This window comes from Streptomyces sp. NPDC093252, assembly GCF_040683675.1.
Lineage (GTDB): Bacteria > Actinomycetota > Actinomycetes > Streptomycetales > Streptomycetaceae > Streptomyces.
In genome coordinates, this window is sequence record NZ_JBFBEM010000018.1 from 47,071 (window position 1) to 72,337 (window position 25,267).

23 protein-coding genes are annotated in these 25,267 nt (G+C 73.9%); 11 read left to right on the forward strand and 12 right to left on the reverse strand.

The features are described from left to right. Positions 1-111 precede the first annotated feature (111 nt). Entirely contained in the window at positions 112-1,383 is a 1,272-nt protein-coding gene (locus AB0O01_RS31630) for a sensor histidine kinase (protein WP_365318775.1), read from the forward strand. Next, a complete protein-coding gene (locus AB0O01_RS31635) occupies positions 1,380-2,045 on the forward strand; it encodes a response regulator transcription factor (RefSeq protein WP_365318777.1) in 666 nt (221 codons plus the stop codon). Before AB0O01_RS31630 ends, AB0O01_RS31635 begins: the two co-directional genes overlap by 4 nt. Before the next feature lie 242 nt (positions 2,046-2,287). Here AB0O01_RS31635 and AB0O01_RS31640 read toward each other — a convergent pair whose 3' ends face one another. Beyond that, complete coding sequence (locus tag AB0O01_RS31640) at positions 2,288-2,569, reverse strand: DUF6332 family protein (RefSeq protein WP_365318779.1); 282 nt, start codon at positions 2,567-2,569, stop codon at positions 2,288-2,290. Positions 2,570-2,719: 150 nt separating this feature from the next. Next, positions 2,720-4,210 carry an MFS transporter gene (locus tag AB0O01_RS31645; RefSeq protein WP_365318781.1) on the reverse strand — a complete coding sequence of 497 codons (1,491 nt, stop codon included), beginning with the start codon at positions 4,208-4,210 and terminating at the stop codon, positions 2,720-2,722. 151 nt (positions 4,211-4,361) lie between these two features. On the opposite strand from AB0O01_RS31645, the gene AB0O01_RS31650 reads away from it, so the two are divergent. After that, positions 4,362-4,769 carry a MarR family transcriptional regulator gene (locus AB0O01_RS31650; protein ID WP_365318943.1) on the forward strand — a complete coding sequence of 136 codons (408 nt, stop codon included), beginning with the start codon at positions 4,362-4,364 and terminating at the stop codon, positions 4,767-4,769. 133 nt (positions 4,770-4,902) lie between these two features. Here the strand turns inward: AB0O01_RS31650 and AB0O01_RS31655 are convergent, their stop codons facing one another. Further along, positions 4,903-5,652, reverse strand: a complete 750-nt coding sequence (locus AB0O01_RS31655; RefSeq protein ID WP_365318783.1) for a maleylpyruvate isomerase family mycothiol-dependent enzyme — start codon at positions 5,650-5,652, stop codon at positions 4,903-4,905. Positions 5,653-5,848: 196 nt separating this feature from the next. Next, positions 5,849-6,265 carry an IS200/IS605 family transposase gene (gene tnpA, locus AB0O01_RS31660; protein ID WP_365318785.1) on the reverse strand — a complete coding sequence of 139 codons (417 nt, stop codon included), beginning with the start codon at positions 6,263-6,265 and terminating at the stop codon, positions 5,849-5,851. Between the two features lie 27 nt (positions 6,266-6,292). Here tnpA and AB0O01_RS31665 point away from each other — a divergent pair, with 27 nt between their 5' ends. Continuing rightward, the gene (locus AB0O01_RS31665) at positions 6,293-7,537 is read left to right on the forward strand and encodes an RNA-guided endonuclease TnpB family protein (RefSeq protein ID WP_365318787.1); all 1,245 of its coding nucleotides are present in this window, start codon (positions 6,293-6,295) and stop codon (positions 7,535-7,537) included. 13 nt (positions 7,538-7,550) lie between these two features. Here AB0O01_RS31665 and AB0O01_RS31670 read toward each other — a convergent pair whose 3' ends face one another. Beyond that, positions 7,551-8,801 (reverse strand): DUF5624 domain-containing protein, encoded by a 1,251-nt coding sequence (locus tag AB0O01_RS31670; protein ID WP_365318789.1) that lies wholly within the window; start codon positions 8,799-8,801, stop codon positions 7,551-7,553. A gap of 294 nt (positions 8,802-9,095) precedes the next feature. Between AB0O01_RS31670 and AB0O01_RS31675 the strand changes: the two genes are divergently transcribed. Beyond that, positions 9,096-9,767 carry a TetR/AcrR family transcriptional regulator gene (locus tag AB0O01_RS31675; protein WP_365318791.1) on the forward strand — a complete coding sequence of 224 codons (672 nt, stop codon included), beginning with the start codon at positions 9,096-9,098 and terminating at the stop codon, positions 9,765-9,767. A gap of 101 nt (positions 9,768-9,868) precedes the next feature. Here the strand turns inward: AB0O01_RS31675 and AB0O01_RS31680 are convergent, their stop codons facing one another. Then, entirely contained in the window at positions 9,869-11,146 is a 1,278-nt protein-coding gene (locus tag AB0O01_RS31680) for an MFS transporter (protein WP_365318793.1), read from the reverse strand. A gap of 311 nt (positions 11,147-11,457) precedes the next feature. On the opposite strand from AB0O01_RS31680, the gene AB0O01_RS31685 reads away from it, so the two are divergent. Beyond that, positions 11,458-12,003: a VOC family protein gene (locus AB0O01_RS31685; RefSeq protein WP_365318796.1), complete on the forward strand. Its 546-nt coding sequence runs from the start codon at positions 11,458-11,460 to the stop codon at positions 12,001-12,003. A 74-nt stretch (positions 12,004-12,077) separates the two neighbouring features. On the opposite strand, the gene AB0O01_RS31690 is transcribed toward AB0O01_RS31685, so the two are convergent. Together AB0O01_RS31690 and AB0O01_RS31695 are read right to left on the reverse strand one after the other, a co-directional pair. After that, positions 12,078-12,464, reverse strand: coding sequence for an SRPBCC family protein (locus AB0O01_RS31690; protein WP_365318944.1), 387 nt, complete (start codon positions 12,462-12,464; stop codon positions 12,078-12,080). A 219-nt stretch (positions 12,465-12,683) separates the two neighbouring features. Continuing rightward, positions 12,684-13,784, reverse strand: a complete 1,101-nt coding sequence (locus AB0O01_RS31695) for a glycerophosphodiester phosphodiesterase family protein (protein WP_365318799.1) — start codon at positions 13,782-13,784, stop codon at positions 12,684-12,686. Between the two features lie 324 nt (positions 13,785-14,108). Between AB0O01_RS31695 and AB0O01_RS31700 the strand changes: the two genes are divergently transcribed. Further along, positions 14,109-17,345 carry an amidohydrolase family protein gene (locus tag AB0O01_RS31700; protein ID WP_365318946.1) on the forward strand — a complete coding sequence of 1,079 codons (3,237 nt, stop codon included), beginning with the start codon at positions 14,109-14,111 and terminating at the stop codon, positions 17,343-17,345. A 300-nt stretch (positions 17,346-17,645) separates the two neighbouring features. Here AB0O01_RS31700 and AB0O01_RS31705 read toward each other — a convergent pair whose 3' ends face one another. Continuing rightward, on the reverse strand, positions 17,646-17,840 hold the full coding sequence (locus tag AB0O01_RS31705; protein ID WP_365318801.1) for a hypothetical protein: 195 nt from the start codon (positions 17,838-17,840) through the stop codon (positions 17,646-17,648). A gap of 111 nt (positions 17,841-17,951) precedes the next feature. Then, positions 17,952-19,151, reverse strand: coding sequence for a 4-hydroxybenzoate 3-monooxygenase (locus AB0O01_RS31710; RefSeq protein WP_365318803.1), 1,200 nt, complete (start codon positions 19,149-19,151; stop codon positions 17,952-17,954). A 325-nt stretch (positions 19,152-19,476) separates the two neighbouring features. Between AB0O01_RS31710 and AB0O01_RS31715 the strand changes: the two genes are divergently transcribed. Further along, on the forward strand, positions 19,477-21,162 hold the full coding sequence (locus tag AB0O01_RS31715; protein ID WP_365318805.1) for an IclR family transcriptional regulator C-terminal domain-containing protein: 1,686 nt from the start codon (positions 19,477-19,479) through the stop codon (positions 21,160-21,162). A gap of 144 nt (positions 21,163-21,306) precedes the next feature. After that, complete coding sequence (locus AB0O01_RS31720) at positions 21,307-22,089, forward strand: pyridoxal-phosphate dependent enzyme (RefSeq protein ID WP_365318807.1); 783 nt, start codon at positions 21,307-21,309, stop codon at positions 22,087-22,089. 101 nt (positions 22,090-22,190) lie between these two features. On the opposite strand, the gene AB0O01_RS31725 is transcribed toward AB0O01_RS31720, so the two are convergent. Further along, entirely contained in the window at positions 22,191-22,865 is a 675-nt protein-coding gene (locus AB0O01_RS31725) for an NAD(P)-binding domain-containing protein (protein ID WP_365318810.1), read from the reverse strand. An 80-nt stretch (positions 22,866-22,945) separates the two neighbouring features. On the opposite strand from AB0O01_RS31725, the gene AB0O01_RS31730 reads away from it, so the two are divergent. Beyond that, positions 22,946-23,314 (forward strand): helix-turn-helix domain-containing protein, encoded by a 369-nt coding sequence (locus AB0O01_RS31730; RefSeq protein ID WP_365318812.1) that lies wholly within the window; start codon positions 22,946-22,948, stop codon positions 23,312-23,314. 78 nt (positions 23,315-23,392) lie between these two features. Here AB0O01_RS31730 and AB0O01_RS31735 read toward each other — a convergent pair whose 3' ends face one another. Next, entirely contained in the window at positions 23,393-24,007 is a 615-nt protein-coding gene (locus AB0O01_RS31735) for a CGNR zinc finger domain-containing protein (protein ID WP_365318814.1), read from the reverse strand. 38 nt (positions 24,008-24,045) lie between these two features. Here AB0O01_RS31735 and AB0O01_RS31740 point away from each other — a divergent pair, with 38 nt between their 5' ends. Further along, positions 24,046-25,230: an MFS transporter gene (locus AB0O01_RS31740; protein WP_365318816.1), complete on the forward strand. Its 1,185-nt coding sequence runs from the start codon at positions 24,046-24,048 to the stop codon at positions 25,228-25,230. The last annotated feature ends 37 nt before the right edge of the window (positions 25,231-25,267 follow it).

A 25,267-nucleotide genomic window follows, 5' to 3' on the forward strand; every position in this document is an offset into this window, starting at 1 on the left:
ACTGTGTCCGCGCGGCGCCGCCACCCCGGGCCGCGTACTCCCCAGGAAGTACCCGCACCCACCCCGTCCGGCTGACGGCACAGGTCGCCGGGGGCGTCTAGCGTGGCGGGCATGGATGTGGCGGCGGGCGGCGACAGGCAGCGCGGGCGCCGGGGCGGCCCGCCGACCTGGTGGCGACAGGGGCCGACCTGGTGGAACCGCTGGGACGAGACCGCCGACACCCGCCGCTGGCCCTGGCGTTCCACCCTCCTGGTGACCGTCGTCGTCATGGTCGGCTCCACGTTCGCCGCGCACGCGCAGGAGGGCGAGCGCGCCCCGCTCGACCCCTTCGCCCGCGCCCTCCTGCTCGCCGGCTGCGCCCTGCTGCTCCTCCGCAGGCGCCACCCGGTCCCGGTCGCCTTCGGTACGGCGCTGGCCGCGATGGTCTATCTGGGTGCCGGGTACCCGTACGGGCCGGTGTTCCTGGTCGTCGCGCTGGGGTTCTTCAGCGCGCTGGCCGCCGGTCGGCGCCGGGCCGCCTGGGCCGCTCTACTGCTGCTGTGGGGCGGGCACGTCCTCGTCGCGCACTGGCTGTACCGCTGGCTGCCGCCCGCCGGGGACGCACCGGCGCCCTGGGGGCAGGAACTCGTCGTCGCGGCCTGGGTGGCGGCGATCGTCGCGGCGGCCGAACTGACCCGGGTCCGGCGCGAGCAGTGGGACCGGGAGCGGGCCGAGCGCGCGCAGGCCGCCCGGCGCCGCGCCGACCGGGAGCGGCTGCGCATCGCCCAGGAACTGCACGATGTCCTCGCCCACAGCATCTCCGTGATCAATGTCCAGGCCGGGGTCGGACTCGCCCTGCTGGACTCCGACCCCGAGCAGGCCCGCGCCGCGCTGACCACCATCAAGGCGGCCAGCAAGGAGGCGCTCGGCGAGGTCCGCCAGGTCCTCGACACCCTGCGCGCCCCCGGTGACGCGCCCCGCGCCCCCGCGCCCGGCCTCGACCGGCTCCCCGAACTGGTCGAGCAGGCGGCCTCCGCCGGGCTCGCCGTCCGGGTCGAGGGACGCCCGCCCCGGCTGCCGCCCGGTACCGATCTCGCCGCGTTCCGGATCGTGCAGGAGGCGCTCACCAACGTCGTACGGCACTCCGGGTCCCGGCGGGCGCGGGTGCGGCTCGCGCACGACGGGTCCGCGCTGCGGCTGCGGATCGACGACGACGGGCCCGCGACCGGCGCCGACGCCGGAGGCAGCGGCAACGGGCTCGCCGGGATGCGGGAGCGGGCCGCCGCGCTCGGTGGCACCATCGAGGCCGGCCCACGCCCCGACGGCGGTTTCCGGGTGCTGGCCGAACTGCCCCTGACGGCGCCCGAGCCGGACGGACCGAACGAGAGGGAGCCGAACCCGTGATCCGCGTACTGCTCGCCGACGACCAGTCCCTGGTGCGGGCCGGTTTCCGTGCCCTGCTGGACGCGCAGCCGGACATCGAGGTGGTGGCGGAGGCGTCCGACGGCGAGGACGCGGTGCGCGCGGTGCGCGAACTGCGGCCGGACGTGGTCCTGATGGACATCCGTATGCCGGTCCTCGACGGACTCGCCGCGACCCGCCGGATCACCGGGGACGAGGAACTGGGCGAGGTGCGGGTGGTCATGCTGACCACCTTCGAACTCGACGAGTATGTCTTCGAGGCGATCCGTTCCGGCGCGTCGGGCTTCCTGGTGAAGGACACCGAACCGGAGGAACTGGTGCGCGCGGTCCGGGCGGTGGTGGCCGGTGACGCGCTGCTGTCGCCCGGGGTGACCCGACGGCTGATCGCCGAGTTCGCCGCCCGCTCCAAGGAACCGGCGGCGACCGGTGGGCTCGGGGAGCTGACCGAGCGGGAGCGGGAGGTGATGGCGCTGGTGGGGATCGGTCTGTCCAACGACGAGATCGCCCGCCGCCTGGTCGTCAGCCCGCTCACCGCGAAGACCCACGTCAGCCGCACCATGGTCAAGCTCGGCGTCCGCGACCGGGCGCAACTGGTGGTGCTGGCGTACGAGTCGGGCCTGGTCCGGCCGGGCTGGCTGGGGTGAGGGGAGGGCGGGGGAGCGGAGGACGGAGGAGCGGAGGACGGAGGCGCGGACGCCGGGCCGCCGGGTACCGGAGGGGGTGCGGCTGAATGCCGGGCGCCGGGTACCGGGTACTGGGTCGCGGGTGTCCCCGGTACCGGGTACTGGGTCCCGGGCACCCGGGGTCCCGGGTACTGGGTCCCGGGCGTGCCGGGCGCCGGGTATCGGGTACTGGGTCGACGGCACCCCGGGTGCCGGGCATCGGGTCAGGACGCCGAGCCGCCGCCCCTGCTCCGCCGGAAGGCGTACAGCACACTCGCCACCCGCACCAGGAACACCACCGGCGCCAGGACCGTCCCAGCGAGCCGCAACAGCCGTTCCAGAGGGCCGGGGAGGTCGAACAGCAGCGCCGGACCGGCCACCGCGCCGAACAGCAGGGCCGCCGCGAACACCCCGCTCACCAGCGCGTATCCGATCTCGACGGTGAGGGCGTCGCGGTCGCTCAGTGAGTGGTGTCCGTCCCCGTGCCCGCCCCCGTGCCCGCTCATTGCGGCAGTTTCGCACAGGTGTGTGCACAGGGGGAGCGCATATGTGTGCACAAGGGGGAGTACAGGTGAGTGCACGGAGGGGGGAGCGCAGGTGTGTGCCCGGCGGGAGAAGCGATCCCGCCGGGCACACCTGGAGGCGGTCCCCCGAACTCAGTCGCGGACCGCGATGCGCTCCGCTTCCGCCTCCCGGGTGGTGGACTTGGTGACCACGAGGGACCCACCGCGGCGGCGGGTCCTCAGGCCGGGCAGGGACAGCAGGAGTCCGGTGAGAGCGATGCCCGTGACGACGTACAGCCCCGGGCGATAGCTGTCGAGGATCGCCTGCGGGGTGGCGTTCTCGGGGTTGTCGGGGGCGCCCGCGGTCACCACCGCGGTCACCACGGCCAGGAAGATCGCGCCGCCGACCTGGACGGAGGTGTTGAGCAGACCGGAGACCATGCCTTGTTCGTGGTCGTCGACGCCGTTGGTGGCCTGGATGTTGAGGGAGGGGAAGGCCAGGGCGAAGGCGGAGCCGATCAGCAGCATGCTGGGCAGGATCGCGGCGGCGTAGACGGGGTCGAGGTCGATCCCGAGGAACAGGGCGTAGCCGGTGGCCATCAGCGCGAAGCCCACCACGAGCAGCCGGGGGGTGCCGAACCGGTCGACGATCGACCCCACCTTGGTCGCCGAGAGCGCCACGACGGCGCCGGACGGCAGGAACGCCAGCGCGGTGTGCAGCGCCGACCAGCCGAGCAGATCCTGCATGTAGAGCGTGACCAGGAACTGGAACCCGATGTAGGAGCCGAACAGCGTCATCGCCCCGAACTGGGCGCGCAGTTGGTGTCCGGAGCGCAGCACCCCCAGCCGGATCAGCGGGCTCGGCGAGCGGCGCTCGACGGTGACGAACGCGGTCAGCAGGGCGACGACGGCGGCGAAGGACAGCAGGGTGCGGGCGCTCGTCCAGCCGGCCTCGGGTGCCTGGACGACGGTGAAGACCAGCAGCAGCATCGAGGCGGTGCCGAGGACCGCGCCGGGGATGTCGTAGCCCTGGTGGCCGCGTTCGCGGGGGCTGCGCGGGAGCAGCTTCAGGCCCGCGATCAGCGCGATCAGGGCAATGGGGGCGGGGAGCAGCATGGTCAGCCGCCAGCTCGCCTCGGTGAGCAGTCCGGACAGCACCAGGCCCATGGAGAAGCCGGTGGCGGCGCAGGTGGTGTAGATGGACAGGGCCCGGTTGCGCAGCGGGCCCTCGGGGAAGGTGGTCGTGATGATCGACAGTCCGGCGGGCGCGGTGAACGCCGCGCTCAGGCCCTTGATGAAGCGGCTGGCGATCAGCAGCGGACCGGAGTCGACCAGCCCGCCGAGCAGCGAGGCGACGGCGAAGACACCGAGCGCGATCAGGAAGACCTGACGGCGGCCGAGCAGGTCGGCGGCGCGTCCGCCGAGCAGCAGCAGACCGCCGTAGCCGAGGATGTAGCCGCTGACGATCCATTGCAGGGTCGAGGTGGACAGGCCGAGGTCGGCGCCGATGGACGGCAGGGCGACGCCGACCATCGACACATCCAGAGCGTCGAGGAACATCGCGGCGCAGAGCACCAGCAGGGTGCCCCACAGGCGGGGAGTCCAGCGTCCGGAGGACACGGGAGCGGCGAGCGGAGTGGTCATGGACGAGAACACTACATGCGCATGCATTGATTGCAAGAGCATTTAATTCAGGTGCAACAAAACCCGTTTCTCTGCTACGGTGCGGTCTATGCCGGTGACGAGCGACGGGGCACGGGGCGGGACAGCAACGGGTACGGGTATGGGCGCAGGCATGGGTCCCGGTGCCGGGGTGGCCGTGGGCGAGCGGGCGCTCGTCGGTCAGTGGCGCGACATGCTCGCCCTGCACGCCCGCACCCAGTGCGAACTGGACCGCGCCCTGCACACCCACGGCCTGGGCGCCAGCGACTTCGAGGTGCTCGACGTCCTCGCCGACGCGGCCACCCCGGACGGCGAGTGCTCCTTCCGCGTCCAGGAGATCTCCCACCGCATCCACCTCAGCCAGAGCGCCCTGTCCCGGCTGATCGCCCGCCTGGAACGGGACGGCCTGGTGGAGCGCGCGATGTGCCCCGAGGACCGGCGGGGCGTCCGGGTCGTCCTCACCGGCAGGGGCCGCGCCCTGCACGCGGCGGTGCTGCCGGTGCAACGGGCGGTGCTGGCGCGGATGCTGAACGGGGGGTGAGGATCCCTTCCGGGGCGGGACCGGGGGAGGGGGAGGAGGGGGAGAGGGAGGTGGGCGGGCGGACCGGGCTCGGTCCGCGCTTGAGTCCGTCCTGACCGCTCGCCGCGAGAATCCCCGTCCCCCCGCTGCCCGTTCAGATCCCGGACGTCTCCCGCCACAGCCGGGCCAGTGAGGTGTCACCGGAGATCGCCGGCACCGGCACCCGGTTCCACAGCGCCAGATACAGCCGGGCGGCTGGCCCCGACAACTCGCACTCCACGGCCGCCTCCGCCGTCCCCTCGCCCCTCGTCGCGACCGGCGGTTCCTGCGACAGTCGTACGGTCCATACGGCGTCGTCGGCGTCATCGGCGTCCGAGGCGCGGATCCGCAGCGCCCGGGGTTCCGGCGTCCGCACCCGGCTGCGCTTGCGGGCGTGGAAACCGCGCAGCAGCTCATCGATGCCGTCCACCGCGAAGCCGGTGTCGATGGGGGAGGGGGTGGTGCCCAGCGCCGATTCGGCGTCGAACCGGTGCACGGTCGTCTCATGGGCCTGACGCCGTCGCCAGAACGCCAGCGGGGAGGGCGCGGGCAGAAAGGTCCAGCAGTCGGTGTCCGGCGCGGCCCGGGTCAGCGTCCCGACCAGCGCGCGGTGGCCGTCCCGGAACCAGTCCACCAGCTCCGTACCGTCCAGCTCGGGAGGGGTGGCGGGCCGGTGCGGCTCGCGGAGGCCCTCGGCGACGCAGCGGGCCGCCCAGCGGTGGACGGTGCCGGTGTGCAGCAGCAGATCCCGCACCCGCCAGTCCGGGCAGGTCGGAACCGGGGCGTCGGTCCCCGCCCGTTCGGCCGCCACGGCCAGGGTTTCGCCTTCGTCGGCGAGGGTGGTGAGGAAGCGGGTGGTGTCCATGGGGGGAGTCTGCCGGACGGGGTGGCGGCACGGGAGGCTGCGGCGCGGCGCCTCGCGGTCGGAGGGGCCGGGGGAGCCGGAGTCAGGGGAACCGGAGTCGGAGTCGGGGTCGGGGTCGGGTTACCGGGTCTCTTGCAGAAAGCCTCGGCGTTCATGCCGGGGATGAATTCATCTCAGGGCTGCTCTGACGTGCACTTCAGAGCGGTCGTTGTTGCTGCTCGATGTACTGGTGGACGGTCGCCAATGGTGCTCCGCCGCACGAGGCCGAGAAGTACGAGGGCGACCACAGTTGTCCGTGCATGATGGCGTGGTTGGTCCGGCCGGTGAACTCCTGCCGTATCCGGCGGGCGGAGACGCCCTTGAGGCTGTTGACCAGCTTCGAGACGGCGACCTTGGGCGGGTAGTGCACCAGGAGGTGGACGTGATCGCGTTCGCCGTTGAACTCCTTCAGCTCCGCTTCGAAGTCCTCGCACACCTTGCGCATGATCTCCTCGCAGCGGGTCAGCATCTCGTCGTTGAACACCCCGCGCCGGTAATTCGTCACAAAGACCAAGTGCACATGCATCGCCGAAACGACGTGTCTTCCACGCCTGTAGTCGTTCTCTCCGCCCATGAGACCAATCGTAGTAGGATCTTGGCTGTGCAGCTCCGCTACAACTACCGGGCCTACCCGGACGCTGTGCAGCGCCGTGCGCTGGCGAGTGCGTTCGGGTGCGCCCGCGTGGTGTGGAACGACTGCCTGCGCGACCGCAGGGAAGCTCACGCGGCCGGGCTGCCGTACGTGAAGTCGGCCGAGCTGTCCCGGCTTCGCATCACCCAGGCCAAGCGCACCGCAGAACGCGCCTGGCTCGCCGATGTGTCAGCCGTCGTCCTGCAGCAGTCCCTCCGGGACCTGGACACCGCCTACAAGAACTTCTTCGACTCGATCAAGGGCAAGCGGCAGGGCCGCAGAGTCGGCCCTCCCCGGTACAAGTCGAGGAAGGACACCCGGCAGTCGGTCCGCCTCAACACCAACGCCTTCTCCCTCCAGGGCGACGGCACCGTGTACGTGGCCAAGGTCGGTGGTCTCAGGGTCAAGTGGTCCCGCCGCCTTCCGGCCGCGCCTACGTCCCTGACCGTCACCAAAGACCGCTGTGGCCGGTACTTCCTCAGCTTCGTCGTGGACACCGAGCCGGACATCCTCCCGGAAACGGAGACCGACACCGGTATCGATCTCGGCCTGTCCGCCTTCGCCGTCCTGTCCGACGGACGGAAGATCGACAACCCCCGTTTCCTGCGCAGGGCGGAGAAGAAACTCAGGCGTCTTCAGCGGGAGCTGTCCCGCAAAATCAAAGGATCGAAGAACCGGGCCAGGGCCCGTACCAGGGTTGCACGCCAGCACGCGCGTGTGGCGGACCGGCGCCGGGACTTCCACCACAAGGCATCCACACAGATCATCCGCGACAGCCAAGCGGTGTATGTGGAAGACCTCGCGGTGTCCGGCCTCGGCCGTACCCGGCTCGCCAAGTCCGTGCATGACGCGGGATGGTCCGCGTTCGTCGGCATGCTGGAGTACAAAGCGGCTCTGCACGGCCGCACCTTCGCCAAGGTGGACCGTGCTTTCCCGTCCTCGCAGGTCTGCTCGGCCTGCGGATTCCGGGACGGCCCCAAGCCCCTGCACGTCCGGGAGTGGGCATGCAGCGCGTGCGGCACCGTGCACGACCGCGACCACAACGCAGCCCGCAACGTCCTGTTCGAAGGACGCCGTATCGTCGCCGCCGGACGGGCGGAGACGCCAAACGCCTGTGGAGTGCCGGTAAGACGGGCACACGTGCCCGCACAGCGCGGTGAAGCAGGAAGCCCCCGGAAGGGTCAGACGACCCAGGCCGGAATCCCTGGACATTAGGCCAGGGAGCACGTCAAAGGCCGGTCGGGTAGTCCACGCCGTCCAGGCCGGGGACGACGACCTTGGCGGGGTGGTTGCCGGCGGCCACGAGTTGTCCGACGGCGTAGTCGGTGACGCAGCCGGACAGCAACTGGCGAGGGTCCTCCAGCACCACGCGCAGCCGGGTCACCAGGGACCGCCAGTCGTCCGGGCCGTGGATGACGGGCATCTCGCCCACCTCGGTGAGGCCGCCGGGGCTGAGGTCGGGGGCGTTGAGGTCGGGGGCGCTCGCGGAGCCACCGGGGGAGTAGCGGGGGTGGCCGGTGAACATCAGTTCGCCCAGTTCCACCGTGGCCCGGGTGTTGCTCCAGACGCGGCGCAGCGGCTCCTCCAGCGCGGCCACCTCCGTGAGGTCACCGTCGGCGGGGGTGGCGAAGGTGGGGGCGTGGGGCGCCATGTAGAGGCGTTCCAGGGGGAGTTCGTAGCGGGAGGCGCCGAGCAGCATCGCGGCGACGCTGGAGGTGTTCCAGGTGACTCCGGCGGTGGGGCGGCCCTGCTGGCCGGCGACCAGCACCATGGCGCGGGACCAGTCGATGCGCTGCGCGCCGAACCAGCGCAGGACGCGGTGGGCGATGTCCAGCCCGGCCAGGAAGAACGTGGCGATCATCATGCGGTTGACCGGCACCGGCAGGGGTGCGGTGCCGCCGCCCTCCAGATAGTCGGCGCGCAGGGTGTGGCCGCCGAGGTAGTCCGGGTCGGTCAGCGCGGTGCGCAGATAGCGGGCGGTCACGGCGCAGGAGTAGTCGACCATCGCGGCGATGGCCGCCTCCCGTCCCTCGAACGCCTCCACGGCGATGACGTCCCGCCACAGCTCGACGCCGTTGGCCGCGCGGGCTGCCTCGACCTGGACGAGCAGCCGTTCGGCGGCCGGGCGCCAGGCGCTGTCGCCGTACTTCTCGGCGAGTTCGACGAGGGTGGCCAGGGCGGGGCCCAGATGGGAGATCCCGGCGATTTCCTTGAAGCCGCGGGTGCTGAGGCGGAAGCCCTCGACCATGGGGGGCCGGCCGCCGCCGGGGTAGAGGGCGAAGTCCCGCGCGGTGGCCACGATCAGCGGATCGTCCGCCCGCTCCCGCGCGGCCACGGCGGTGAGCCGGGCGCCGATGCTGTCGGGGGCGGCGGTGTAGGTGGTGAAGAGGTCCACGAGTGCCGGGCTGGACCGGTCGGGGCCCGCGTACGCGGTGCCGCCCGGCGCGCGGACGGGCTGGGGCTGGGACTGCGAGGGCATGACGCCTCCCGATCGATGTGCGGATGAAGAGCGAGGATGAAAAGTGAAGGTGAATTCAGCTTCACTTATGGGGAAGGGGGGTGTCAAGCACCGGGGCGCGGTCCTGGCGGGTCATGCCGGGTCGTGCCGGGTCGTGCAGGGTCCTGGCGGGCTTCGGCGGGCCCCGGTGGGGCGGACGTGGCCGGATCGCACCGTGCGACGGGGTTTGACGCCAGTGGTCCGCGTCAAGAAAATGAAGCGCCCGGAGAAGTGAAGCGCTCTTCACTTTTTTGCCGTGAGGGAGGGAGCGGGCCCGTGCCCGACGCCGTACCGACCAAGGGGCAGCGCTCCGCCGCCGAACTGAAGGCGGCGGCCCTGCGGGTGATCGCCCGGCAGGGCTATCTCGCGGCCAAGGTCGCCGAGATCACCGCCGAGGCGGGCAAGTCCGCGGGCGTCTTCTACCGCTACTTCACCGACAAGGAGGACCTCCTCCGCTCCGTCGCCGACGACTTCACCACGACCCTGCGCGAACGGATCGCCGAGACCTCCGGCCACGCCCACACCCTCGACGGCGCCGACGACATCCGCCGCCATGTCCGGGTCTACTGGGAACTGTGCCGCGACCATCACGCCGAGATGACCGGCATCTTCGAGGCGGCGCTGGTCAGCGCGGAGTTCGCCGGATACTGGGAGCGGGTGCGCGACCGGCAGGTGGAGATCTGGACGGACCATGTCGCCGAGGCGCGCCGCCTCCCGGCGCCCGACCGGGAGACGGAACTGACCGCGCTGGCGATCGTCGCCATGGTGGAGCGCTTCTGCCAGATCGCGGTGCCGGTACGGGGTGGTGGGGGTTCGGGCGGGGTGGCGCGTCCCGGTGGCCGGGGTGCCATCGGCGTCGACGAGGACGCCGCCGTCGAGGCGCTCACCCGGCTGATCGCTCGGGGGGTGCTGGTGGACGGCGTGGACGGGGAGGACGGGGTGGACTGAGCGGGGTCAGCGCATCCCCGCTCCCGCGCACTCGCCCTTCACTCCGACGCCCCCGGCGTGAGCCGCTCACGCGTCACCCAGCCCCCTCACGCGCGCGCAACTCACCCCTCACCCCGCGCCCCCTCCGGCGCGAGCCGCTCACCCCTCCCCGCCCCCTCCGGCGCCGGTATCTCACCCATCCCGGTCGCCCCCGCCCCGCTCGCCCCGCCCATCGTCCGCCGCGTCAGGAAGCCGATCACCCCGGCGACCGACGCGAGGAGCGCGACGCTGGTGAGGGCGGTGGTCAGGGAGAACCAGTCGGCCATGAAGCCGATCGCGGGCGGACCCAGCAGCATGCCGGTGTAGCCGAACGTCGAGGCCGCGGCGACTCCGCCGGGACCCGCCAGCGCCCCCGCGCGCTCGACGGCGACCGGGAAGAGGTTGGCCAGGCCGAGCCCGGTGATGGCGTAACCCGCCAGCGCGAGTCCCACGGACGGGGCCAGGGAGCCGAGCAGCATCCCGAACGCGGCGGTGGCGCTCCCGGCGACGACCGTCCGGGTGTGCCCGAGCCGCTCCAGCAGCGCGGTCCCGCTGAGCCTGCCGATCGTCATGGCCAGCGCGAAGCAGGCGTAGCCGACGGCGGCGAGTCCGGCCGAGGCGCCCAGGTCCTGGTCGAGATGGAGGGCGCCCCAGTCGGCCATCGCCCCCTCCCCGTACGCCGTGCAGGCCGCGATCAGCCCGAAGACCAGCACCAGGCGGCGCGTACGGCGGTCCATGGGGCGGTGTCCGGGCGCCCGCCCGGCGTCCGGCGCGGGCTCCGCCGGGCGTGCGGGCCCGGTCCGCAGCAGCACCCGCCCGGCGAACACGGTCACCACCAGCCCGACCGCGGCGAGGACCAGCAGATGCCGGGTGGGGGAGAGGACCCCGGCGATCAGCCCGCCGAGCAGGGCGCCGACCATGCCGCCCAGGCTGTACGCCGCGTGGAAGCTCGGCATGATCGGCCGCCGCAGGGCGGTGACGAGATCGACGGCGGCGCTGTTGAAGGCCACGTTGATACTGCCGTAGGCGGCGCCGAAGACCAGCAGGACCAGGCCCAGGGCCACCGCAGAGTGGGTCAGCGGCGGCAGGACGATGCTCAGCGAGAGCAGTACGGCGCAGGCGACGGTGACCCGGTGGTTGCCGAAGCGGCGGCAGAGGCGGCCGGTGAGCGTCATGGTGACGACCGCGCCCGCGGAGACGCCGAGCAGCGCGAGACCGAGGGAACTGGCCGACGCGCCGGTCTGCTGCTTGATGTCGGGGATGCGGACGACCCAGCCGGCGAAGAGGAAGCCGTCCATGGCGAAGAAGACGGTCAGGGCGGCGCGGAGCCGGACCGGATCGGTGGACCTGGATCCGGCCACGGCGTTGTGGGTCCGGAGTTTGTTTATGAGCGGCACAAAGGCAGGCTAGGGGGGAGGCCGGGCAGGGACAAGGGCGGTGCTGAATCGATTCACCCCACCCCCGCAATCATCCCGGGGTGCGGCGCACGACCCGCGCACGACCCTCCCACGACCGGCACACGACCGGCACACGAACGGCGCCCCGAGGGCGAGCCGGCGGCGACCCGAAGGCGACGGCGGCTCCGCTAGGCCAGCGCCCGACCTATATCCCCCCTACCGTCCTGCTCCGTACCAGCCCGCCGACACCGGCGTACCGACCGCAAGGACGAGCCATGACCGAGCAGACCCCCTCCGCGACCCCGTCCGACCGCACCACCGTCTCCCCTTGGGTCGTCACCGACGACACCGGCGCCTTCCTCGACTTCGTCACCCGGGTGTTCGAGGGGGTGGAGCGGGGGCGGGTCACCACCGAGGACGGCATGATCGGCCATGCCGAGATCCGGATCGGCGACACCGTGGTCCTCGCCTTCGACCGCCGCCCCGACTGGCCCGAACTGCCCAGCCTGCTCAATGTGTACGTCCCGGACGCCGACAAGGTCGTCGAGCGGGCCCTCGCGGCCGGTGGGCGGATCGTCACCGAGGTCGCGGACGATGCCTTCGGGTGGCGCGGGGGCCGGATCAGGGACCCCTTCGGCGGCATCTGGTGGGTCAGCTCGCCGGTCCGGGAACTCACCGAGGACGAGATGTGGCAGCGACTCCAGGAGCCCGTCTACGCCGAGGGCATGCGCGTGGCCCAGGAGACGCTGGACGCCGAACTGAGCGGCCGTCGACGGGGGCGCAGCAGCGCGCCGGTACGGGAGGCGGCGCAGCGGGGGTAGGGTCACCGCGATCCGCGGGAGGCGGCCCCTCCGGGTCACCCCCCACTGGAGCACCCCCCTCCGGGGCGCCCCCCTCACCCGCCCTCCATCACCCCCTTCAGCGTCGCCAGATCCCGCCCCACCGCCGCCGCGTCCGCCCGGAACTGCTCCTCCGTCATGCCGTCGCGGCGGCGCAGCGTGAAGATCACCTCGGACGCGTCGGGGCCGTCCGGGATCACCCGTACCGGGTTGTGCACCACCTCGCCGGACGGCAGGGTGACGTCGTGGTCGAGGACGCCGTACTCGTTCACCGGGACGAAGGCGACCTCGACGCGGCCCATGGGGGAGTCGGCGATCCAGCGGCCGTCGGTGTGCTCCATCGCGCGGCCCAGTCCCGCGGCCCACGCGGGCACATGGGACGGGACCGACGCGAAGGCGTAGACGTCCGCCGCGGAGCGGTCGACGCGGATGCTCAGGTGCACGCTGTGCGGGGTCTCGGGGCGCTCGGGGGTCCCGGGGGTCCCGGGGTGCTGGGAGGTCTTGGGCGACTTGGGTGACTCGGGGGACTCGGGGGTCTGTCGGGGTGTCTGTGCCGTTGGTGCCATGACCGTGACGCTAGCCGTCGCCCACCGGCCCGGTCTTGAACGAATCGGTCATCCGACCCGTACGGGCGGGTGATCCCGTCCGGGTCGGATCGATGGTCACGTCCGGCGCGGGCCGTAGGACTTCGGCAGGCGCATCCCGCGGTCGGACATGATCTCGCGGACCCGGTCCGGGTAGTCGGTGATGATGCCGTCGACGCCGAGGTCCATGAGCGCCTCGATGGTCGCCGGGTCGTCACAGGTCCAGGGAATGACCTTCAGGCCCTTGGCGTGGGCGTCGGCGATCATCCGCTCGTCCGGGTAGAACCGGAAGCCCGGGTCACCGATCCTGCCGTTCTGCGGGAAGCCGTAGTTGGGGGAGAGGGCCTTGACGCCCTCGATGGTGGAGGCCGCCTTCACGAAGTCGCCGTCGTGGTCGTCGGCGTCGATGCCGCCGAGCCACGGGGAGGCGCCGGGCTTGCCGACCTGGAGGAAGTCGTAGTTGGTGAGGGCGACCAGCGGCCACTTCGGGGCCAGCCCGTGCATCGCCTTCAGCGCGCCCCAGTCGAAGGACTGGATCGTGACCTGGTTCTGGAGGCCGGACGCGCGGATCTCCTCGTACACCCGGCGGACGAACAGCTCGCGCGGGGCGGTCTGCTCGGGGGCGCCCGCCTCGACCTTGGTCTCGATGTTCAGCGTGACCCGGTGCGCGCGGTAGCTCTTGACGAGGTTCAGTACGTCCTTCAGCTCGGCCATCCGGGCGCCGGTGACGACCTCCTGGTCCGGGTGGCCCGGCAACTGGCGGTAGCCGCAGTCCATGGTCCTGATCTGGGCCAGCGTCAGATCCTTGATGTACTTCCCGACGTACGGGTACACCGGGTCGCCCGCCGCCACCGGGCCGGTGTCCCGGCACTTGGTGGCGCTGACCTGGCGATCGTGGGTGACGACGACCCTCCGGTCCCTGGTGACCTGGGTGTCGAGTTCCAGGGTGGACACCCCGAGCCGCAGTGCCTTGGCGAACCCCGCGAGCGTCGACTCCGTCGTCAGGCCGAGGCCGCCGCGGTGCGCCTGGAGGTCGAAGGAGGTCTTGCGCGGCGGCACTCCGCCGTGGTGGCCGCCGCCACCGTTTCCGTTGTCCGCCGCCTGCGCGGTGGTGGGCAGGGCGGACGCCAGGAGCACCGGCGCCAGGGCCAGACCGGCCAGGACTCGTCGTACGGACATCGGCACCTCATTCGGGGCAGCAGCGAGAAGTAGCGGGAAGCAGGGGGAAACAGCGGGAAGTTAGGGGACCCCATGACCGTAATTCGGCCGAGGGCGGGTGCGACCGCGCCGAGATGATGCCGCCGTGAATGGCCGCGGAACGACGTCCCCTCCTCGCCCCCTCTCCATCCCCTGATGGCGTCCCGCGGGCCCGAACATCGGCCGAGAACCGCCGCCTCCCCACCCGTGACCGCCCCCACCCTCGTACGTTTCCCCAGTGGCTCTTCTCCGGCACCTCGGCCCCGTGCATCAGGAGCACTCTTGGACTTCGCAGCCCGTTCGGACATCAGCCCGGCCACCGGCCCCGACCCGCTCGCTCCGTGGCCCCTCTCCCGTCGCAGATTCCTCCAGGTCACCGCAGCCGCCACCGCGCTGGCCGGCGCGGGCGGTCCCGCCGCTGTCGGCACCCCGGCGGCGGCCGCCGAAGCGGCCACCCCCACCACCCTCACCTTCACCCGCGCCACCGGCGGTTCCGCCACCCTGGCGCCCGCCGGGGACCGGCTGATCGCCGAGATCCAGAGCGTGCTGTGGTCGGTGCCCCGCGCGGGCGGCACCGCCGTGCCGCTCACCCCGGCGGGACTCGAACCGACCCGCCCGCAGTTCGCGCCCGACGGCGGGACCCTCGTCGTCTGCGCGTACCACGGCGGCGGCTACCACCTCTGGACCCTGCGCCCCGACGGCTCGGAGCTGCGGCAGCTCACCGACGGCCCGTACGACGACCGCGGGCCCGCCTGGTCGCCGGACGGCACCCGCGTCGCGTTCGCCTCCGAGCGCGGCGGCGACCCGGTGACCGGCTCCCCGTACCGCGTCTGGACCGTCGATGTGCGCACCGGGGAACTGACCCGGCTCACCGGGCGGCCCGGCCAGGACGGGCCGGCGCAGAGCGGCGAGTGGGAGGACTACGACCCCACCTGGTCGCCCGACGGATCACGCGTCCTGTTCGTCCGTGCCACCGTCACCGCGACCGGCGCCCTGCGCGCCGACACCGTCGCCGCCGTGGCCGCCGACGGCTCCGGGCCGGTCACCGCCGAGCACACCGACACCTCCGGCGCCCAGGTGATGACCCCCGCCGTCTCGCCCGCCGGACGCCTGGCCCATCTGCGGACCACCCCCGCGCCCGCCGCGTCCTGCGTCCTGGTGGTGGACGGCCGCCCGGTCGCCGTCGACGGCGACGTCCTGCCCGCCCCGCCCCGCTGGAGCGAGGGCGGGCGGCTGCTGCTCACCGTCGACGGCCGGTTCCGCCTCGTCGACCCGGACGCACCCGGCGACCGGCCGGAGGACATCGCGTTCACCGCCCCGCTCCCCGTCGACCGGCCCCGCTACCGCACCAAGACCTACGACTTCGAGGGCGGCGGGGTCCGCCCGGTGCGGGCGCTGCATCTGCCCGCGCTCTCGCCCGACGGCCGGTCCGTCGCGTTCGCCGCGCTCAACGCGCTGTGGACCACCGGGACCGGGGGAGACCAGGCGTCCCGGAGCGCCGGACAGGTCCCCCAGGTCCGCAAGGTCCTTCAGGTTCCCGCCACCCGCTATGTGCTGGCGCCGGTCTGGACACCCGACGGCAGGGGCCTGGTCTTCGCCGACGACCGCGACGGACTGTTCGCCGTACGCCACCGCGACCTCGCCACCGGCGACGAGACCGTACTCGCCGCCGGGGGGCGCGTCTTCCCCGCGCTGTCGCCCGACGGCACCCGGCTGGCCTGCCTCGACCTGGCCGGCAATCTGGTCGTGCGCGACCTGCCCGACGGGGCCGAACGCGTCGTCGCCGCCCCCCTCGGCCCCGGCGGACTCCCCGGCCGGCCGAGCTGGTCCCCGGACGGCCGGTACGTGGCCCTGTGCGACCGGAACCGGCTCAACCGGCGCTTCCGCGAGGGCTACAACCTCATCCGGGTCGTCGACACCACCGACGGCTCCGCCACCCTGCACGCCCTCGCCCCGCACACCTCCCTCTCCGACCGCTACGACTCCGGGCCGGTCTGGTCGCCGGACGGCCGCTGGATGGCCGTCGTCGCCGAGTCCGCGCTGTGGCTGCTCCCGGTCCGCGCCGACGGCACCCCGGACGGCGCGCCGCGCCGCCTCACCACCGAGGCCGCCGACCACCCCTCCTGGTCCGCCGACGGCCGGAGCCTCCTCTATCTCTCCGCGGCCCGGCTGCGCCTGCTCGACCTCGCCACCGGCAGGGCCCGCACCGTCCGGGTCCCGCTCGACCACCGCCGCCCCCGCCCCGCCGACACCGTCGTCCACGCGGGCCGCCTCTGGGACGGCACCGGGGACGAGGTGCGGGACGACGTCGACGTGGTGATCCGGGACGGGCGGATCACCGAGATCGCCCCGCACCGCGCCCACCGCGCCGCCGACCGCCGGGTCGACGCGAGCACCCGAACCGTGATCCCGGGACTGTGGGATGCCCACACCCACCCCTGGCAGTCCACCTACGGCGGCCGTCAGACCGCCCTCCAGATCGCGTACGGCATCACCACCGCCGTCTCCCTCGGCGGCTTCGCCTACGAACAGGCCCGGCTGCGCGAGGCCGTCGCCGCCGGAGCCCTCACCGGCCCCCGGCTCCTCACCACCGGCGAACTCCTCGACGGCGCCCGTGTCGCCTACAGCATGGGCCGCGCCCACCGCACCCGCGAGGGCCTCCAGCGCACCCTGACCCGCGCCCAGGCCCTGGACTGGGACTTCGTCAAGACCTATGTACGGGCCCCCGGCTGGCTGATGCGGGAGGCCGCCGCCTTCGGGCACGAGAAGCTCGGGGTGCGCAGCGGCAGCCATCTGTGCAGCCCCGGCGTCCAGCTCGGCCAGGATCTGACGACCCACCTCCAGGCCACCCAGCGCCTGGAGTTCGGCCACGCCACCTCGGCGGGCGGCCACGCCTACCAGGACGTCACCGAGATCTACTCCGGCACCGCCTTCCATCTCATCGCCACCCCGTTCACCTCCGCGCCGCTGCTCGGCGCCGACCCGGCGCTCGCGGACGACCCGCGGGTGGCCGCGCTGATGCCGCCCTGGGACATCGCCCTGGTCCGGCAGCAGGCCGCCACTCCGCCGACGCCGGACCAGCTCGCCACGCTCGGCCGCGAGACCGGGATCTACCGGCGGGTGCTGGAGGCGGGCGGCCTGGTGGCCCTCGGCACGGACCAGCCGCTCGTCGCGGTCGGCCTCAGCCTCCATCTGGGGCTGCGCGCCCTGCACCGGGCGGGGCTGTCCCCGGCACAGGCGCTGCGCACGGCCACCCTGCTGCCCGCCCGGGTCTTCGGCGCCGACGCCGACCTGGGCAGCCTGGAGGAGGGCAAGCTCGCGGACCTGACGATCGTCGACGGCGACCCGTTCACCGACTTCACCACGCTGGTCCGGACGGTGGCCGTGCTGCGCGGCGGGACGGTCTTCGAACAGGCCGATCTGGTGGCGGAGTTCGGCCGGGACGGCGAGGTGGGCGCCCGGGGCGCGGACGCCGACCGGTGGTCGGCGGTGGGGGAGCGGATGCGTCAGGAGGGTTGCTGCGATCCGGTGACCCTCGGGTGAGACACCTGGGGGGCCATGTGTGTGTCGGGCCCCGGTGTGTCGGGCCTCGGTGTGTCGGGGGCCCTCATGTATCGGGGCCTCATGGGTCGGGCCCCCATGTGCCGGGATCCCATGGGTCGGGCCCGTGTGCCGGGGTCCATGCGTCGGCTCTCATGCGCCGGGGCCCATGTGCCGGGCCCCCATGTGCTGGGGGCCCAAGCGTTGGGCCCCTGTGTCCCGGGGTCTCACGCCCTGGGGCCCATGCCCCGGGGCTTCACCCCCCCGGGGTCTCATCTCCCGGGTCCCGGGTTCCGGGTCCCGTCAGCCGTCCGCGGCCCCCGAGTTGCCCGACCCCTTCTGACCGCGCTTCGACTTGCTCACCAGCTCGCCCGCCACCAGTGTCGCCGAGGCCACCCCGCGCACCCAGCGCGGAGCGCCGCCGCGCGAGGCCCAGACCACGCACGCGCACCCGGCGACGGCGAGGACGACGAGCACGGACAGAACGAGTATCACCATGGGGTTCCCCCTTCTGGCCGGGGGCTCGGTCGGGCCCCCGGGAGCGGTCGCCCGCCATCCTCTCAGGCGCCCGCTGCCGGGCCCGGCACCGGGCGGAGCGGGAGGGGACGGCTAGACGGACGCCGGGGCCGGGTCCAGCGGCAACCCCGTGTAGTTCTCGGCCAGTTCGGCGGCGGCGTGGGGTGATGACGCCACCCGGTCGAGCTGGGAGAGCTGGAGCCGGGTCTCGAACGGGCTCTGGTGCGGGTCGGTGTGCAGGGTCGTCGTCATGAACCAGGAGAAGTGCTCGGCCCGCCACACCCGCCGCAGACAGGTGTCGGAGTACGCCTCCAGCAAAGCGGTCGAACCCGTCTCCTTCAAGTGGGCGAAGGCGCGCGCCAGCACGATCACATCGGTCGCGGCCAGGTTCAGCCCCTTGGCGCCGGTCGGCGGCACGATGTGCGCCGCGTCCCCGGCCAGGAACAGCCGCCCGTGGCACATCGGCTCCGTCACCGAACTGCGCATCGGCAGCACCGCCTTGCCCGTGACCGGCCCCCGCTTCAGCCGCCACCCCGGCTCCGCGTCGATCGCGAACCGGGTGTCCAGCTCGTCCCAGATGCGCTCGTCCGGCCAGTCGGCCGGGTCGGTGCCGTTGGGCACCTGGAGGTAGAGCCGGCTGACCGTGGGCGAGCGCATGCTGGCCAGCGCGAAGCCGCGCTCGGAGTGGGCGTAGATCAACTCGTCGTAGACCGGCGCGGCCTCGGCGAGGATGCCCAGCCAGGAGTACGGGTAGACGCGCTCGTACGTGGTGCGGACCTGCTCGGGCAGGGCGGTGCGGGCCACCCCGTGGTAGCCGTCGCAGCCGATGACGTAGTCGCAGGTCAGGGTCTGCTCGCGGCCCTCGTGGGTGTAGCGGATCAGCGGGCGCTCGGTGTCGGCGCCCTCGACCGCGCGCACCTCGGCCTCGAACAGCAGCGGCCCGCCCTCGGCGAGGTGCAGCGCGACGAGGTCCTTGACCACCTCGGTCTGCGCGTACACCCAGACCCGACGGCCGCCGGTGAGGGCGGGGAAGTCGAGACGGTGGGCGCGCCGCCCGAAGCGCAGTTCGATGCCGTCGTGCGGTATGCCCTCCCGCTGGAGCCGGGCCCCGGCCCCGGCCGCGATCAGGACGTCCGCCGTGGCCTGCTCCAGGATCCCGGCCCGCTGCCGCTGCTCGACATAGGCCCGGTCGCGGCGCTCCAGGACCACGCTGTCGATCCCGGCGTTGTGCAGCAGACGGGCGAGCAGCAGCCCCGAGGGGCCGCCGCCGATGATCCCGACCGTGGTGTGCATGAGCGTCTCCTCGTCGTCGAACCGGCCTGTGGATGCTCTGGCCGCCCGGTCGCCCGGTCGCCCGGTCGCCCGGTTGTCGGTCGTCCGGGCGTCTCGCCGTCTGGCCGTGTGTTCGTCCGCTCGCCGGTTCGGGTGTGCGCCGGTTCCGTTGCCGGTTCGATTGTTCGTCTGGTGAAAAATAGTTCACAATGCTTGGTGTGAGTGTGCGCCGGGCCCCCGGCCCTGTCAACGGTCCCCTTCCCGTTCCCTGGTCCCTCCGCCCACCGCCCCCGGTCCCGCCGACTACGGTGGCCCGGACATCCGCCACGGAAGAGCCCACGAGCCCATGACGACCAGCCGCCCCCTCCCCCCGCCCCCGGCCCCCGCGCCGGACACCGCGCCGCCGCCGGAGGCCGTCGCCCCCCTGGTCCGGGGCATCGCCGTCCTGCGCCGCCTCACCGACACCGACGGCACGGCCGCGCTCGGCGACCTGGAACGCGCCACCGGCCTCGCCCGCTCCACCGTCGACCGCGTCGTCGCCACCCTCGCCCGGATGGGATACGTACGGCTGGACGGCCGTGACGTGGTGCTCGCGCCGCGGCTGATGGAACTCGGCAACGCCTATCTCGCCGCCCTGCGCCTGCCCGCCCTGCTCGCCGGTCACGCCGACGCCCTCGCCGACGCCCTCGACGAATCGGTGTCCCTCGCCGTGGCCGACGGCGACGGCATCCGCTTCCTCCACCAGGCCACCCGGCGCCGTGCCCTCTCCCTCAGCTTCCGCATCGGCGACCTGCTGCCCGCCGAACGCACCGCGCCCGGCCCGCTGCTCGCCGGCGAGTGGAGCGCCGAGGACTGGCACCGCTGGCACCGGCGCCGCGCCGCCGACCCCGGCGACCGGGCCTTCCCCGCCGTGCCGCCCCGGTCGCGAACCCTGTCCGGCCCCGCCTTCGAGACGGCGGTCGAGCGGGCCCGCGCGGACGGGTGGGCGCTGGACGACCAGCTCATCGAGCCCGGCCTGGTCGCCCTCTCGGTGCCCGTGCGCGGCGCCGACGGACGGATCGCGTGCGTGGCCAGCGTCGTCAGCCACACCAGCCGGCACAGCGCGGACTCCCTGCGCACCATCCTGCTGCCCCCACTGCGCTCGGCCGTCGCCGCGATGGAACGCACCCTCGCCACCGCCCCGCCCGCCGAGCCCGCCGACCGGCCGTCCGGGCTCGCCGGGTGGACCGGTGCCTCCAAGCAGGAACTCGGCCGGGAGTTCGTGGAATCGCTGGCCCGCGGCCTCACCGTCGTCACCGCCTTCGGCGAGGGCCGCCCCGAACTCACCCTCACCGCCGTCGCCGAGGCCACCGGACTCGCCCGCGCCACCGCCCGCCGCGCCCTGATCACCCTCGCCCACCTCGGCTATGTCACCCCGCACGGCCGCGGCTTCCGTCTCACCCCGCGTGTCCTCGCCCTGGGCTTCCCGCCCCTGTCGCGGACCACCGTCACCCGGATCGCCCGCCCGCATCTCGCCGCGCTCGGCCGGAGCGTCCAGGACTCCACCGCCCTCGCCGTGCTCACCGGCGACGAGGTCCAGTACACCGCCCGGTCCACCACCGGCCGGATCATGGACGTCGACATCGCGGTCGGCTCCCGGCTGCCCGCGTACGCCACCTCCACCGGCCGGGTCCTGCTCGCCGCCCTGCCGCCCGGTGAACGCGCCGCCCGGCTCGGCCCGGCCGCCCGCGACCCGCTCACCGCCCGCACGGTCACCCGCCCCGCCGACCTCGCCGCCGTCCTCGACCGCACCCGCGCCGACGGGTTCGCCCTGGTCGACGAGGAGTTGGAGGCGGGCCTGCGCTCCCTCGCGGTCCCCCTGCACGACCGTCACGGCACCGTGCTCGCCGCGATCAACATCACCCTGCACAGCAGCCGTCGCACCCCCGCCCAGTGCGTCACCGACCTCCTCCCCGCGCTCCGCGCCACCGCCACCGCCATCGAGGCGGACCTGCACATCGCGTCCCGGTTCGCGAGGGTGCCCCTGCTCTGATCCCGCCCGTCCTCCTCTCGATCTTCCCCGCCCCTCCGGACATCTGTACGTCAGTTCATCCCCGAACACCCAACTTCCCAGTGAATCAAGGAGATTCCCCCCTTTCCTCCCCTTAGCATCGGGAGCCGGATGAAGGGATCGGGAATGGCACATGAACACGGTGGGAAGTCACCGGGCGCCTGGGCGCGCCGGGCGATCGAACTCCTGCTGACCGACCGGGCCTGCGAACCGCCCACACCCCTGGACCACATCCCCCTCCGGGGACGGCCGGACGTACGGGTCCGGCTGAAGGACGAGTCCCGCCGCCCCAGCGGCAGCGCCGCGCACGGCCCCGCCCGCGATCTGCTGCTGGACGCCTTGCGCGAGGGCCGGATCGACCGGCACACCTCGCTGTTCGACGCGGCCGGCGGCGGTATGGCGGTCGCTCAGGCGTACTTCGCCCGGCTGCTCGGCCTGGACTGCACCACCGTCCTCGCCTCCCCGGCCGACCCGGCCGAGGTACGGGCGATCGAGCGGCGCGGCGGGCACTGCCGTACCCCCGAAGCGGCCCTCGGGGCGCGGGAGTCGGCGAGGGAACTGGCCGAGCGGGCGGGCGGCCACTTCCTGGACCACCGCCACCGGCTCCCCGACGCGCTGGACTGGTCCGGCCCCTACGGGCTCGGCGCGGAGATCCTGGCCCAGACACCGGCGGCGTGGATCGTGATGCGGGACGGTGCCGTGGCGGCGGGCGTGGGGCGGTATCTGCGCGCGGGCTCGGACACCCGGCTCGCCGTGGTGGCCCGGCCGGGCACGGGCGTGCGCACGGCCGCCGCGGTCGCCGACCTCACCCTCCCGCACACCGCCCACGGAGTCCGGGGCGCCGTCCAGACCCTGGACCGCACGGGCGGCGACACGGACGGCCCGATCGTCGTCGTTCTCGGGCAGTGAAGGGGAGAGGTGACGGGGAGAGGTGACGGGGGGTGGTGGTAGAGGGGCCGACGGGGGCGACAGTGGAGCCGACAGGGGCGGTACTGGAACCGCCGGGGGCGTCAACCACCGTCCCCGGCCACGGCCTCGGCCCCGTCCCCGCTCGCGTACGCCCGCGGGGGCGCCATCGCCTGGACGTCCGCGCCCTCGCCCACCCACAGCCCGATGAACAGCGCGGCGGTCGCCTCCAGCAGCCCCGCCCGTTCCAGCCCGCCCGCGGAGACGGGGACGCACCCCGTGTCCCGCACCAGTCGCCCCGTCAGCTCCAGTGCCTCGGGGTCGTCCCCGCACAGCGGAACCGTCAGGGGGCGTCCGTCGAACACCGGGGGCCGCATCCGCCACACCCCCTCGTGGCAGAGGTTGAACGCCTTCACCACCCGCGCCCCCGGTGCCGCCGACGCCAGCCGCTCCGCCGCCGACGGCCCCGCCCCCGTCAGCAGCCGGAACCCCGGCCCGACCGGATTCGAGCAGTCCACCAGCACCCTGCCCGCCAGTTCCGCCCGTAGCTCCCCCACGACACCGGCGCCCGCGCCGAACGGCAGCGCCGCCAGCACCACCTGACCGAACCCGGCAGCCGCCGCCGGTCCCGCGCCGTGCGCACCGCCCCCGATCCGGGCCGCCAGCCGCGCCGCCCGGTCCGGGTCCCGGCCGCCGACGACCACCTCATGACCCGCCCGGACCCAGTGGGCGGCGAGGGCGTCCGCCATACCGCCCGTGCCCAGAACGCCGATCCTCATCGTGGAACCCCTCTCTCCGCGCGCTCGGTCGAACGCTCCGCAGGGAGACGCTAGGCGGGCCGTCGGGCACCATGTGGTGCGTGACGAGCGACGCCTTTCTCGCCGACTGCCGTGCCCGGCTCGCCTTCGACCTGCTCGCGAACACCTGGAACGCCGTCGTGCTGTGGGCGCTCCGGGACGGTCCGAGGCGGCCGGTCGAACTGCGCGCGCGGATCGGGGGCATCAGCCCCAAGGTCCTCACCGAGACGCTGCGGCGCCTGGAGTTCAACGGCCTGGTGTCCCGGCACGCGCTGGGCGGGGCGCCACCGCGTGTGGAGTACCGGCTCACCGGCCTCGGACAGTCCCTGCTGGCCCCCATCGGGGCCGTGGGGGAGTGGGCGTTCGAGCACGGGGACGCGGTGGTGGCGGCGCAGGAGGCGCGGTGCCGGGCGGATGGCGGTGCGGAGTGATGGTGCCGGGCGGGTGATGGTCCGGCGTGGCGGTGCCGGGTGGCCATCGGGTGCCGCCGCCGCCCGGTCGCGCGGCGGCTACCGTGATGCCGCCGCCGCCCGGTCCCGGCGGTGCGCGGCGACGCGTTCGCGGGTGGCGCAGCGGCGGGAGCAGTAGCGGCGTTCCGGGCCGCTGCCGTGGGTGATGAACACATCGGTGCAGGCCGGTGAGGCGCAGACCCGGCCCGGCAGCCGCTGGTGGTCCCAGAGCAGCACGGTCAGCGCCAGACAGGACGAGGCGAGCAGCCAGGCGCCGAAGGGGCCGTCGTCGTCCCGGTCGAGATGCGGGTGCCAGGGCGTGCCCCCGCCGTGCGCGGTGAGCCGGAGCGGGCCGGTGTGCTCCCGCAGCAGCCGGTTCAGGACGGCCGCCCCCTCGTCCACGTCCCGCGCCGCGAACACCTCCCGCAGCAGCCCGGCGGCCGACCGCATCTCCTCGACCTCCCCGGCCGTCAAGGCGAGGGGCCCTTCCTCGCCGTGGTCGCGCAGCACGGCGGCCACCGCGTCCGGGGCGGGCGGTGCGTCGGCGGGCGCGCCGAGGACATTGAGCAGGGCGGCGCTGCGGCGGGCCATGGCCAGCACGGAGTGCCGGGTGGACCAGTCGGCGGCACGGACGGTGTTCGCGGCGGGGGAGGACACCTCTGCAATGTAACGCATATTGCGAGGTTTTCCGTTACCTCCGTACCGTCTCGCGCATGAGATCGCGTGACGCCCTCGGGGGCTACTTCGCGGGCGCGGTGGCCGCCAGGACCGGTGACGAGATGTCCGGCCCGGCGCTGCTGCTCGCCGGGTTCGCCGTCACCGGGTCCTCGTCGCAGGCGTCGCTGCTGCTCGCGGGCAGTACTGTCGCGGCGGCCGTCGGGGGCCCCGTGCTGGGCGCCCTCCTCGACCGCGCCGCCCGCCCCGGCCGTCTGCTGGGCTGCGCGCTCGCCCTGTACGGCGCCGGGCTGCTGCTCGTCCTGGCCGGGCTCGGCCGGGTGCCGCTGTCCGCCGTCGTGCTGACCGCCGTCGCCGCCGGGCTCCTGGCCCCCGCCCTCTCCGGCGGCTGGACGGCCCAACTGCCCCGGGTGGCCCCGGCCACCGCGCTGCCCCGGGCCAACGCCCTGGACGCGATGACCTTCGGCACGGCCGCGCTCGCGGGCCCCGCCCTCGCCGGTCTGACGGCCGGAGCGCTGAACGCGCCGACGGCGGTGGTGGTGTCGGCGGCCCTGATCGCGCTGGCGGCCCCGGCGGCGTGGCGGTTGCCGGAGGCGGTGGGCCGGGCGGAGGGCGACGACCGGGGGCCGAGGCGGCTGCCCGCCGACCTCCTCGCGGGCGCCCGCTGTGTGCTGCGCACCCCGGCGCTGGCCCGCGCGACCTTCGCCTCCGTCGTCTGCTGTGCCGCGCAGGGCATGCTGACGGCCTGCGTTCCCCTGCTCGGGGAGCGGGCGTTCGGCGGGGCCGGGCAGGGGGCGTTCCTGCTGGCCTGCACGGCGCTGTCCGCGCTCGCCGCCAACGCCGTCCTCGCCCGCGCGCCCCTCGCCCTCGCCCCCGCCGCCCTCGTCCGGGCCGCCGCCCTGGTCCAGGCCCTCGCCCTGGCCCTCGCCGCCACCGGTCACCCGGCCCTGCTGATCACCGCCGCCCTGCTGATCGGCCTCGGCGAAGGCCCGCAGTTGACGGCGTTGTTCGCGATAAGGCACCGGGAGGCGCCGGAGCGGCTGCGCGGCCAGGTCTTCACCACGGGCGCCAGCCTGAAGCTCACCGGCTTCGCCCTGGGCGCCGCGGTCGCCGGGGCGACGGCGGCCCGTTCCCTGCCCGGCACCCTGCTGCTGGCCGCCGCCGTGGCCCTGCTGGGCACCCCGGCGTACCACCGTCGCGGCCGGGACCGGAAGCGGCCGTAGCGGCACCCGGAGCCACCGCGCCGGGCCCCCACGCCGA